At 75.8% G+C, this 11,666-nt stretch carries 12 protein-coding genes; 5 read left to right on the top strand and 7 right to left on the bottom strand.

The window, feature by feature from the left end; all coding sequences use genetic code 11:
- Positions 1–23 precede the first annotated feature (23 nt).
- Positions 24–1,502: a glycoside hydrolase family 3 N-terminal domain-containing protein gene (locus ACVMYR_RS08050; protein ID WP_077936529.1), complete on the bottom strand. Its 1,479-nt coding sequence runs from the start codon at positions 1,500–1,502 to the stop codon at positions 24–26.
- A 162-nt stretch (positions 1,503–1,664) separates the two neighbouring features.
- On the opposite strand from ACVMYR_RS08050, the gene ACVMYR_RS08045 reads away from it, so the two are divergent.
- Complete coding sequence (locus ACVMYR_RS08045) at positions 1,665–2,840, top strand: ROK family transcriptional regulator (RefSeq protein WP_043962217.1); 1,176 nt, start codon at positions 1,665–1,667, stop codon at positions 2,838–2,840.
- A 76-nt stretch (positions 2,841–2,916) separates the two neighbouring features.
- Here the strand turns inward: ACVMYR_RS08045 and ACVMYR_RS08040 are convergent, their stop codons facing one another.
- Together ACVMYR_RS08040 and ACVMYR_RS08035 are read right to left on the bottom strand one after the other, a co-directional pair.
- Positions 2,917–3,924, bottom strand: a complete 1,008-nt coding sequence (locus ACVMYR_RS08040) for an ABC transporter permease subunit (RefSeq protein WP_457121456.1) — start codon at positions 3,922–3,924, stop codon at positions 2,917–2,919.
- Entirely contained in the window at positions 3,921–4,856 is a 936-nt protein-coding gene (locus tag ACVMYR_RS08035) for an ABC transporter ATP-binding protein (protein WP_457121455.1), read from the bottom strand. Before ACVMYR_RS08035 ends, ACVMYR_RS08040 begins: the two co-directional genes overlap by 4 nt.
- A gap of 124 nt (positions 4,857–4,980) precedes the next feature.
- On the opposite strand from ACVMYR_RS08035, the gene ACVMYR_RS08030 reads away from it, so the two are divergent.
- Entirely contained in the window at positions 4,981–5,823 is an 843-nt protein-coding gene (locus tag ACVMYR_RS08030; RefSeq protein WP_077936532.1) for an ABC transporter ATP-binding protein, read from the top strand.
- Positions 5,824–5,870: 47 nt separating this feature from the next.
- Entirely contained in the window at positions 5,871–6,770 is a 900-nt protein-coding gene (locus tag ACVMYR_RS08025; protein ID WP_457121454.1) for a ribokinase, read from the top strand.
- Between the two features lie 22 nt (positions 6,771–6,792).
- Here the strand turns inward: ACVMYR_RS08025 and ACVMYR_RS08020 are convergent, their stop codons facing one another.
- The 4 genes from ACVMYR_RS08020 to ACVMYR_RS08005 form a co-directional block, all read right to left on the bottom strand.
- A complete protein-coding gene (locus ACVMYR_RS08020) occupies positions 6,793–7,512 on the bottom strand; it encodes a hypothetical protein (RefSeq protein WP_457121453.1) in 720 nt (239 codons plus the stop codon).
- A 38-nt stretch (positions 7,513–7,550) separates the two neighbouring features.
- Positions 7,551–8,033, bottom strand: a complete 483-nt coding sequence (locus ACVMYR_RS08015) for a DUF6232 family protein (protein ID WP_077936535.1) — start codon at positions 8,031–8,033, stop codon at positions 7,551–7,553.
- A gap of 58 nt (positions 8,034–8,091) precedes the next feature.
- On the bottom strand, positions 8,092–8,385 hold the full coding sequence (locus tag ACVMYR_RS08010; protein ID WP_457121452.1) for a pentapeptide repeat-containing protein: 294 nt from the start codon (positions 8,383–8,385) through the stop codon (positions 8,092–8,094).
- A gap of 145 nt (positions 8,386–8,530) precedes the next feature.
- Positions 8,531–9,049, bottom strand: a complete 519-nt coding sequence (locus ACVMYR_RS08005; protein WP_077936537.1) for a DUF6232 family protein — start codon at positions 9,047–9,049, stop codon at positions 8,531–8,533.
- Between the two features lie 98 nt (positions 9,050–9,147).
- Between ACVMYR_RS08005 and ACVMYR_RS08000 the strand changes: the two genes are divergently transcribed.
- Both ACVMYR_RS08000 and ACVMYR_RS07995 read left to right on the top strand, forming a co-directional pair.
- On the top strand, positions 9,148–9,921 hold the full coding sequence (locus ACVMYR_RS08000; protein WP_043962224.1) for an enoyl-CoA hydratase/isomerase family protein: 774 nt from the start codon (positions 9,148–9,150) through the stop codon (positions 9,919–9,921).
- Between the two features lie 70 nt (positions 9,922–9,991).
- A complete protein-coding gene (locus ACVMYR_RS07995; protein WP_457121451.1) occupies positions 9,992–11,614 on the top strand; it encodes an acetolactate synthase in 1,623 nt (540 codons plus the stop codon).
- Positions 11,615–11,666 lie beyond the last annotated feature (52 nt).

Below are 11,666 nucleotides of genomic sequence, written 5' to 3'. Positions count from 1 at the left end.
GCGCGGGTCAGGCGGTCAGGTCGTCAGGGGGTCAGGCCGAGGGCCTGTGCTGCGGCGCGCCCGTTGGCGTGGCTCGCGCCGTACGTGGTGACGAACGCGCGGGCACCCGCCGGCCGCCACCGCCCCGGCCAGCCCATCTCGACCACGACCACCGGGTGCACGGCGGTCAGCGCGTCCACCAGTGCCGCGCCGCCCGGCAGCCGGTGCAGGTGCCGGCCGACCAGCACGATCGGCCGCTCCCCGGCGCGGGCGCGCAGCGCATCCGCATCCGCCTCGGCGGCCACCACCCGGATCTCCTCCGCCCCGGTCAGGTGCGGGCCGAGGCCCCACGGCACCCGCCCCTGCGCGATGGTGGTCGCGGCGTCCAGCCGCACGACGAGGGGCCGGCCCAGCCCGGCGACGTCGCCCTCCACGCGGACGGCGCGCTGCGCGGCGGCGTACCCCAGGTCGGTGGGGGTGATCGGCGACGGGCCGGCGGCGCGGGTCCCGGCGGCGAGCGCGGCGGCCCGCGTTCCGGCGGCGAGCGCGGCGGCCCGGCCGGCGGCCTGTTCGACCCGGGCCCGGTCGAGCCGGCCGTCGCCGAGCGCGGCGACGATCTCGGCGGCGACCCGCTCGACCAGGCCGGCGTCGACCCGCGCGCCGATGCAGAGCAGGTCCGCCCCGGCGGCGAGCGCCAGGACGGCGGCCGGGCCGACGCCGCCGGCGGCCAGCGCCGCGCCCTTCATCTCCAGCGCGTCGGTGATCACCGCCCCGGTGAAGCCCAGCTCACGGCGGAGCAGGTCGACCAGGACCGCGCGGCTGAAGGTGGCCGGGCCGTCGCCGGTGAGCGCGGGCACCCGGATGTGCGCGGTCATGATCGACTTGACGCCGGCGTCGACGACCGCCGCGAACGGGGGCAGGTCGCGCTCGCGCAGCACCGCCGGGGACGCCTCCACGGTGGGCAGCTCGTGGTGGCTGTCGGCGACCGTCGCGCCGTGGCCGGGGAAGTGCTTGGCGCAGGCGGCCACGCCGGTCGACTGGAGGCCGGCGACGGCGGCGGCCGAGTGGGCGGCCACCCGGGCCGGGTCCGCGCCGAACGAGCGGGTGCCGATCACCGGGTTCTCGTCGGCGGTGTTCACGTCCACGGTCGGGGCGAGGTCAACGGTGATCCCCAGGGCGGCCAGCTCGGCGCCGATCGCCGCGTACACCCGCCCGGTCAGCGCCGGGTCGTCGACCGCGCCGAGGGCGGCGTTGCCCGGGTACGGGCTGCCGGTCGCGTGGGCGAGGCGGGTCACGTCCCCGCCCTCCTCGTCGATCGCGACCAGCACGTCGGGGCGGGCGGCGCGCAGCGCGGCCGTGCTCGCCGCCACCTGGGCCGGGTCGTGCACGTTCGTGCCGAACAGGGTGTGCCCGGCGAGCCCTTCGGCGACCAGGTCGACGGCCCAGCCGGGCGGGACCGGCCCCGGGTACGCGGCGAGCAGCGTGCCCAGCGCGAGCCGGCGCAGTCCAGGATCGGTCCCCACGGAGGTCTCCCCTCTGCCGTGCCCGGTCGGGCGCGGTCGTCGTACCGGAGGCGTCGGCCGGTGCCGGGTCGTCCGAGTACCCAGGTTCGGGGTGGCCGTTACGCTACGGTCACCCGCGTGTCGGTTTGGTTAGCAAAGTTTACGAAAAATTGAGGACGTGGCATGAGTGCGACCCGGCTGCCCGGCACCCCCCGCCTGTTGCGGGCGCTCAACGACCGCGCGGCGCTGGAGCTGCTGCTGGAGCAGGGGCCGCTGACCCGGGCCCGGCTCGGCGAGCTGACCGGGCTGTCCAAGGTCACCGCCTCCCAGCTCGTCGAGCGGCTGGAGGAACGCGGCCTGGTCGCCCGGGTCGGCGAACAGGCCGGCGGGCGGGGCCCGAACGCCCAGCTGTACGCCGTCCGGCCGGGCTCGGCGTACGTGGTCGGGGTGGACGTCGGCGCCGAGCGGGTCGTGGCCGCCTGCGCGGACATCACCGGGGCGGTCGTCTCCCGGGTGGAGCAGTCCACCCGCGACACCGACGACCCGGTCGGGGTGGTGCACAACGCCGTCGTGCAGGCCGCGAGCGGCGCCGGCGCGGAGCTGTCCAGCGTGCGCCGGGTGGTGCTGGGCACCCCCGGCCTGGTCGACCCGGCCAGCGGCGACATCACGTTCGCGTTCAACCTGCCGCGCTGGCACCGGGGCCTGCTCGCCGCGCTGCGCGAGGACCTGGCCACGCCGGTGGTCTTCGAGAACGACGTCAACCTGGCCGCCGTGGCCGAGGCGCAGTCGGGGGCGGCCCGGGAGAACCGCGACTTCGTGCTGGTCTGGGTCGGCGCGGGCGTCGGCCTGGCGATCATGCTCGGCGGTCGGCTGCACCACGGCAGCAGCGGCGCGGCCGGCGAGATCGGCTACCTGCCGGTGCCCGGCGTGCCCATCCCGCGCGACGTGTCGCGCCGCGCCAAGCCGGCCTTCCAGCAGCTCGCCGGGGCGGACGCGGTGCTCGCGGTGGCCCGGGAGCACGGGCTGCCCGCCGACTCGGCGGCCGACGCGGTGCGCGCGGCCATCGCCGCCGGCACCGCAGGCGGCCCGCTGCTCGACGAGCTGGCCCGCCGGCTGGCCCTGGGCGTGGCGAGCACCTGCGTGGTGCTCGACCCGCCACTGGTGGTGCTCGCGGGCGAGGTCGGTCAGGCCGGCGGGGCGGCGCTCGCCGAGCGGGTGCAGCACGAGGTGGCCGCGATCACCCTGGTGCGCCCCCGGGTGGTGCCGACCGGGCTGACCGAGGAGCCGATCCTGCACGGTGCCCTGCGCACGGCCCTGGACGCGGTGCGCGACGAGGTCTTCGGCAGCACCGTGGGCTGACCCCGCGCGGCTCATGTGAAGGAATTCTTCACCACCGCGCGGGGTGCTGCAAGGTGTTGCCTGGCCTTGCGGCAGCTCAGCTGAGGTCGCGGCGGCGGAACGCGCCGAACGCCGCCATGGTCAGCACGCCGACGAGCGTCAGCAGCACCGCCAGCCCGAGCCCCCACCCGATCTGGTAGTTGCCGTCGCAGTAGCCGCTCACCCCCCGACAGGCGGTCGCGTCGGAGAGCCGGGCCTGGCCCGTCAGCCACGCGTCGAGATACGTGGAGAGCATCCAGTCCTCGCCGCGCGGCAGGCCCACCACCTCCACCACCACCCGCAGGCCCAGCTCCCACACCACCGCGTACGCGGTCACCGCGCCGAGCGCGGCGGCCGTCCGCCGGCCCAGCGTGGCCAGGGCGAAGCCGGCCGCCGCGGCGAGCAGCACCAGCACCAGCCCGCGCAGCCAGATCAGCCCCAGCCCAGGCCAGAAGTCGCCGCCCGTCGCCCCGGGCAGCCCGGCGCCCTGCCCGATCAGCCAGAACACCCCCAGGTACGCCGCCGAGGCCAGCACCGACAGCAGCGTCAGCGCCCCCAGCAGGGTGCCCAGCTTCGCGCCGAGCACGGCGAGCCGCCGGGGTCGCCAGATCAGCAGGTTCACCACCCCACCGGTGGACAGGTCCGCCCCGATGTACGACGCCCCCACCAGGAACCCGAACAGCACCAGGAACGCGACGAGGAAGTAGAGCAGCGGCCGGGCCTGGTCGGCGAAGGTGAACACCCCCTGCAGATGGTCGGCGGCCACGGGCAGCCGGTCGCGCTGGCCCGGATCGAACACCGAGCAGTTCGGCGGGTAGTCCTGGGCCTCCTCCGGCGGCAGCGTCCCGCGTACGGCCGCCAGGCACTGCTGGAACGTGTCCTCCAGCGCCTGCCGCTGCTGCGCCGCCGACTGCTGCGCCGCGACGATCTCGTCCGGCGACGGCCGGTGCGAACCCACCAGCGTGGTCACCGCCGTGACCGCGAACGCCAGCACCAGCAGCACCAGCATGAGTCGCACGAAGCGGCGGGTGGCCAGCCGCTCCCACTCGGCCCGGACCAGGTTCACGCCCCCGCCTCCTCGTCCCGCACGCCGCCGTCGGTCAACTCCAGGAAGACACTCTCCAGGTCCGGCCGCAGCGGGACCAGTTCGCGTACCCACAGCCCCTGCTCGCCGAGCAGCCGGCTGACCTCGCCGGCGTCGGACACGCCGCCGACCACCAGGTGCTCGGGGCGCTCGTCCACCGCCAGGCCGGCGGCGCGCAGCAGCTCCGCCGCCCGGTCGGGCTCCGGCACGCGGACCAGCCACTCGTGCTGGTCGTGGCCGGCCAGCACCTCCGCGACCGGGCCGGCGGCCACCCGCCGCCCCGCCGAGACGATCGTCACGTGGTCGCAGATCAGCTGGATCTCGCCGAGGATGTGGCTGGACAGCAGGACGGTCACCCCCGCGTCGGCCAGCGACCGCATCAGGTCCCGCATCTCCCGGATGCCGGCCGGGTCCAGCCCGTTCGCCGGCTCGTCGAGGATCAGCAGCTCCGGCTCCTTGAGCAGCGCCGAGGCCACCGCGAGCCGCTGCCGCATGCCCAGCGAGTAGCCCCGCACGTCGTCCTCGCCCCGGTCGAGCAGCCCCACCTGCGCCAGCACCTCGTCGACCCGCCGGGTCGGCACCCCACTGGCCAGGGCGAGCAGCCGCAGCGTGCGGTGCCCGGTGAAGTTGCCGAAGAACTGCGGGGTCTCCACGATCGCGCCGACCCGGGCGGCCACCCGCGCCTGCGCGCGCGGGACGTCCTCGCCGAACAGCCGCATCCGGCCGGAGTCGGCCCGGACCAGGCCGAGCAGGGCGCGCAGCGTGGTGGTCTTGCCCGAGCCGTTCGGCCCGAGGAAGCCGTGGATCTCACCCCGCCCCACCAGCAGGTCGAAGCCGTCCACGGCGACGTGCCGACTCCGGTACGGGCCGTGGAACGTCTTGCGCAGCCCCTCGATCTCGATGACCGCGCTCATCCGATGTGCTCCCGGTGTGACATCCGCGTCTCCCCCGTGCGGTGACCAACGACACGGCGCCCCACCCTAGGGTGTGGACGCTGCCCGTGGGGGGCGGTGCGGCGGTGCGTGGTTGGATGGGCGGGTGACTGGTGACCTGATCCCCGGCGCCCCGGGCGCCGCCCCCGCCGCCACCCCCGTGGACGCGGATCTGGTGGTCAGCCTGGACGGTGTCGGCGTACGCCGGTCCGGCACCGCGCTGCTGCACGACGTGCACTGGCGGGTCGAGCTGGACGAACGCTGGGTCGTGCTGGGCCCGAACGGTGCCGGGAAGACCACGCTGCTGAACCTGGCCGCCGGCCGGTTGCACCCGACGACCGGCGTCGCCCACGTGCTGGGGGAGCGCATCGGCCGCACCGACGTCAACGAGCTGCGGATGCGCATCGGTCTGTCCACCGCCGCCCTCGCCGGGCAGGTGCCCGCCGAGGAACGGGTCGCCGACGTGGTGGTCACCGCCGCCTGGTCGGTGGTCGGGCGCTGGCGGGAGAGCTACGACCCCGGCGACGAGGCGCGGGCCCGCGCCCTGCTCGGTCAGCTCGGCGTCGGGCACCTCGCCGACCGACCCTTCGGCACCCTGTCCGAGGGGGAGCGCAAGCGCGTGCAGATCGCCCGCGCGCTGATGACCGACCCCGAGCTGCTGCTGCTCGACGAGCCCGCCGCCGGGCTCGACCTGGGCGGGCGCGAGGACCTGGTGGCCCGGCTGGCCGAGCTGGCGTACGACCCGGACGCCCCGGCGCTGGTCCTGGTCACCCACCACGTCGAGGAGATCCCGCCCGGGTTCACCCACGCGTTGCTGCTGCGCGAGGGCGCCGTGGTGGCCCAGGGGCTGCTCGGCGACACCCTCACCGCCGACAATCTCGCCAAGACCTTCGGCCTGCCGCTGACGGTCGAGCGGCACGGCGCCCGCTGGACGGCCCGCGCCGCCTGAGTCGCGAGTTGGGCGCAACCGGAGCGGCCGGAGCAAGGGAGGCAACCGTGCGGCAGACCCGCGTCGCCGTCGTGGGCAGCGCCAACATGGACCTGGTGGCCACCGCCGGGGCCCTGCCCCGCCCCGGCGAGACGGTGCTCGGCAGCGACTTCGTCATGGTGCCCGGCGGCAAGGGGGCCAACCAGGCGGTCGCCGCCGTGCGGGCCGGGGCGTCCTGCGCCTTCCTCGGCGCGATCGGCTCGGACGCGTTCGGGGTGACCCTGCGCGCCCGGATCACGGCGGCCGGCGTCGACACGGGCCACCTCCGGGTGGTCTACGGGGCGTCCGGCGTCGCCCTGGTGATGGTCAGCGCCGACGGCGAGAACGCCATCCTGGTCACCCCCGGGGCGAACGCCGCGTTCACCGGCCTCACCGAGGGCGAGCTGACCGCCGTATGCGACGCGGACGTCCTGGTCGCCCAACTGGAGATCCCGGTGGCGACGGTGACGGAGGCCGCGCTGGCCGCCCGGGCCGCCGGCACCCGGGTGATCCTCAACGCCGCGCCCGCCCGGCACGTGCCGGCCGAGCTGCTCGACGCCGTGGACCTGCTGGTGGTCAACGAGAACGAGGCGCGGACGCTCACCGGTGCCGGGCGCGACGACCCGGGTGCCCTGCTCACGCTGGTGCCCCGCGCGGTGCTGACCCTCGGTGGCGAGGGCGCCTGGTACGTCGAGCGCGACGCCGCGCCAGTGCACGTCCCGGCGGTGCGGGTCGACGTGGTCGACTCGACCGCCGCCGGGGACGCGTTCACGGCCGCGCTCGCGGTGGCCTGGGGCGAGGGGCGGGACCTGCGGGCGGCGGTGCACTGGGCGGCGGCGGCCGGCGCAGCCTGCGTACGCCGGCTGGGCGCGTCCGTGGCCCTGCCCAGCCGGGCCGAGATCGACCAGCTCTACGCCCCGCCGGCCTGACCCCACCCGGCAGACACGGCCCTCACTCGTCGGTCAGCTTCTCGCCCCGGCGGCGGAGCATGCCGAGGCCGGGGATGCCGGCCACGGCGAGCTTCAGGTCCCGGGTGACGTCGAGCAGGTCGTGCAGGTCGGGGCCCACCCGGTCCAGCGTCGCCAGGATCGGCAGGATGTCGGCGGTCAGGTGCTCCTTGAGTTTGGGCAGCTCGTCGACGAGGCGGATGGCCGCGGTCACCTCCTCGTGGCTGAGCTGCTCGACGAACCGGGTCGCCATCGGCGCGCCCCGGCGTAGCGCCGGCTCGTACGCGGCCAGCAGCTCGGCGGCGGTGCCGGCCGCCTCGGCGGCGGCGGTCACGGTCCCCGCGGCGCGGTGGGCCACCGCGCCGGCCTCGGCGACCACCGTGCCGGCGGCGGCGGAGACCCGCTCGGCCTCGCCGACGACCACGGCCGCGGCGGCGGCGACCTCGGTGGCGGTGTCGATCGCGGTGGTCGCGGCGGCGCTGATCACGGCGACCTCCCGGACGGCGCTCTCGGCGTCGTCGAGCACCCGGTCGGTGCGGTCCAGCGTCCCCTCGATCCGGTCCACCACCCCGTTGATCCGGTGCAGCAGCGCCTCCACCCCGTCCAGCACCGCGAAGGCGCGGGCCGGGACGGCGGCGAACGAGGCGGCCGAGCCGAGCGCCTGGTCGAGGGCGGTGCGGGTGAGGCCGACGACGGCGGACGGCCGGGGGAGGGGAATCACCATGCCTCCCAGTGTGCGTCGGACGGACCAGTGCCGCCCGGTCAGCCCCTTTCGCCCTGCTGCTCCACGGCCCGCTGCACGGCGCGGTAGATCTGCCCGAACCGCAGCGCGTCCGGCGTGCTCAGCAACATCACCTCCCGCCCGTGGTGCTGCACCCACAGCTCGTTGACCCGGTTGCCGCGCTCGTACGAGCGGTCCAGCCAGCCGAGCGGCAGCTCCAGGAACGGGACCAGGGCCAGCGCACCGACCGCGCAGGCGGCCAGGATGATCAGGGCGAGGGTCCAGTTGCCCCGGTCCTGCGCCGACCAGGCCAGCGACACCACGCAGACCAGCGCCACCAGCGGCGGCAGCGACAGCAGAAGCACCAGCACGCCCCGGCCGATCACCCGGCCGCGGACGGCGAGGGTGGTGCGCCCGCGCGCGTGCCAGACGTACGTGACGTCGGCGAGCGCGATGGTGTGGCCACCCACCCGGATCGACTCGGAGGTCACCTGCACCGCGTCGTCCTGGTAATAGATGGCCATCACCAAGCCTAACCGCCACCGGGCGCGCTCGCCCAGCCCGGCGAGGGACGTTCGGGTCCTAGGGAGCTGAGTCATCTACGACATCGCCCGCCCCGGGCGCGGCATCCCTCCCCGGTCGGACACCGCACCGCACTGCACCACGCAGCACCGCACGGCAAAGCCCCGCCCCACGCAGCACCGCCCCACGCAGCACCGCCCCGCGCAGCCCCGCCCCGCGCAGCCCCGCCCCGCGCAGCACCCGCCCCACGCAGCACCGCCCCGCACGCCACCGCCCTGCACCGCACCGCACCGCGCCCACGGCACCGCACCACACAACGCCGCACAGCACCGCCCGCCCCGGGGCCTGATCCATCCACAACATCAGCTTGCTAGTCGGGCTGAAGCCCCTGCTGGGGGCCCGGGGCGGCGCGGGAGCCGCCTCCCCCGGCCGGCGGAGGTGCGGCGCGGGCCGGGGTGGGACCGCGCGGGGTAGGGCGGGGTGGGGTCCGCGCCGGGCGCTACGGCCTGACGGCGTTCCCCGGCGGGCGGCCGCCGGTCCGACCGGACCGCTCCGCCTGCCCTGCCGGGCCGGCCTCCACCGCCCGCTGCACCGCCCGGTAGATCTGCCCGAAGCGCAGCGCGTCGCCCGTGCACACCAGCCGCACCGGCTGGCCCCGCCAGCGGGCCCACAGCTCCAACTGGCGGCTGCCCCGGGCGTACGAGCGGTCCAGGTGCTCGAAGAGGAAGTCGGCGACCGGCCCGACGGCGAGCCCGACCAGCACGGAGGCTCCCACGATGGCGATCGTGACGGTCAGCGAGCGGTGCAGCCACAGCGCGAGCGCCACCCCCAGCGCGGCGGCGACCAGCGGGCCGGCGAGCGCCGCGCCGATCGCGCCCCGGCCGGCGAGCACCCGCCAGGACCGGCTGCCGCGCAGGTGCCAGACCATGCTGATCTCGGCCAGCGGGTACGTCCGGCCGTCCACCCGCACGGAAGTGGAGGTGACCTGCACCGACCTGTCGTCGTAGTACGTGACCATGGCGGACTCCGGTGGGCGGGGCGGACATCAGACTATCTGCCCCAACGATCCGGGCCGTAAGGTTGGCACGCGACTTCGACGAGGAAGTGAGGGCAAGTGTGAGCGAGTTCGTGCGGCTGGAGACCAAGGACGGCATCGGCACCATCCGGTTGGACCGGCCGCCGATGAACGCGCTGAACAAGCAGGTCCAGGAGGAGTTGCGCGCCGCCGCGGCGGAGGCCACCGCCGACCCCGAGGTCCGCGCCGTCATCGTGTACGGCGGCGAGAAGGTCTTCGCGGCCGGCGCGGACATCAAGGAGATGGCCGTCATGTCCTACGTGGACATGGCGGAGCGGGCGGCGGACCTGTCCAGCGCGCTCGGCGCGTTCGCCCGGATCCCCAAGCCGGTGGTCGCCGCGATCACCGGGTACGCCCTCGGCGGCGGCTGCGAGCTGGCCCTCGCATGCGACTGGCGGGTGGTGGCCGAGGACGCGAAGCTCGGCCAGCCGGAGATCAAGCTGGGGGTCATCCCCGGCGCGGGCGGCACCCAGCGGCTGGCCCGGCTCGTCGGCCCGGCCCGCGCGAAGGACCTGATCATGTCGGGCCGGATGGTGGACGCCCAGGAGGCGCTGCGGATCGGCCTGGCCGACCGGGTCGTGCCGGCCGCCGACGTGTACGCCGCCGCCGTCGAGCTGGTCACCCCGTACCTGAACGGGCCGGTGCAGGCGCTGCGGGCGGCGAAGCTGGCGGTCGACGCCGGCCTGGACATGGACCTCACCTCGGGCCTGGCCTGGGAGACCCAGCTCTTCGCGGCGCTGTTCGCCACCGACGACCGGCGCGAGGGCATGGCCGCCTTCGTCGAGAAGCGGAAGCCCGACTTTACCGGCCGCTGACCCGAGCCCGGTTCACATTCCGCCTACCGGCCAGTAGCGTGTGACTCCGGCCACGGCGAGGGGAGCGGCGATGACGGAGCGGGTCGAGGGTCACGGCGGACAGTTGGCGCTCGCGGCGCTGCGCGCGCACGGCGTACGCGAGATGTTCACCCTCTCCGGCGGGCACGTCTTCCCGCTCTACGACGCGGCGCACACCGCCGGCTTTCCGCTCTACGACGTGCGGCACGAGCAGTCGGCGGTGTTCGCGGCCGAGGCGGTGGCCAAGCTCAACCGCCGCCCCGGCCTCGCCGTGCTCACCGCCGGCCCCGGCGTCACCAACGGTGTCTCCGGGCTGACCAGCGCCTTCTTCAACGCCTCGCCGGTGCTGGTGCTCGGCGGCCGGGCCCCGCAGTTCCGCTGGGGCTCCGGCAGCCTCCAGGAGATGGACCACCTGCCGCTGGTCGCCCCCGTCACCAAGCACGCCGAGACCGTGTTCGGCGCCGACGACATCCCGCGCGCGGTCAGCGCGGCGCTGACCACCGCGCTCACCCCGCACCGGGGCCCGGTCTTCCTCGACTTCCCGCTGGAGGCGATCTTCTCCGTCGGCGACGCCGAGCTGCCCGAGGCGGTCGCGCCCGCCCCGATCGAGGCCGACCCGGACGAGGTGGCCCGGGCCGCCGGGCTGATCGCCGCCGCCCACCGCCCGGTGATCATCGCCGGCTCCGACGTGTACGCCGGGGACGCCGTCGACGCCCTGCGCGCCGCCGCCGAGGCGCTGCGGGTGCCCGTGTTCACCAACGGGATGGGGCGCGGCGCGCTGCCCCCGTCGCATCCGCTGGCCTTCGCCAAGGCCCGCCGGGTCGCCCTGTCCGGTGCCGACGTCGTCGTCGTGGTCGGCACCCCGCTGGACTTCCGGCTCGCCTTCGGCGACTTCGGCGACGCCCGGGTGGTGCACGTGGTGGACGCGCCCAGCCAGCGGGCCACCCACGTCACCCCGGCCGCCTCGCCCGCCGGTGACCTGCGGCTGATCCTCACCGCGTTCGCCGAGCACCCCGGCGACCGGGCCGACCACGACGACTGGGTCGCGCGGCTGCGCGAGGCCGAGGACGCCGCGAAAGCCCGCGACGCCGAGGCGATGGCGGCCGAGACCGACCCGATCCGCCCGGCCCGCGTCTACGGCGAGCTGCGCCGGGTGCTCGCCCCCGACGCCATCACCATCGGCGACGGCGGCGACTTCGTCTCGTACGCGGGGAAATACCTGGAGCCCGCGCAGCCCGGCACCTGGCTCGACCCGGGCCCGTACGGCTGCCTCGGCACCGGCATGGGCTACGCGATGGGGGCCCGGGTCAGCCACCCCGACCGGCAGGTCTGCGTGCTGATGGGCGACGGCGCGGCCGGCTTCTCGCTGATGGACGTGGAGTCCCTGGTGCGCCAGAAGCTCCCCGTCGTGATCGTGGTCGGCAACAACGGCATCTGGGGGCTGGAGAAGCACCCGATGCGCGCCATGTACGGCTACGACGTCGCCGCCGACCTCCAGCCCGGCCTGCGCTACGACAAGGTCGTCGAGGCCCTCGGCGGGGCGGGCGAGACGGTGGAGAAGGCCGGCGACCTCGCCCCGGCCCTGGAGCGGGCCTTCGCCTCGGGCGTGCCGTACCTGGTCAACGTGCTCACCGACCCGGCCGACGCGTACCCCCGCTCGTCGAACCTGGCCTGAGCGCCACCGCTTAATTCGGGGGACTCCCGGCGTCTGTCGTCGTAACGTCAGC

The organism is Micromonospora sp. PTRAS2, assembly GCF_054052245.1.
Note: the sequence above shows the minus strand (reverse complement) of the source record. Positions and strands in the feature narration are given on the sequence as shown.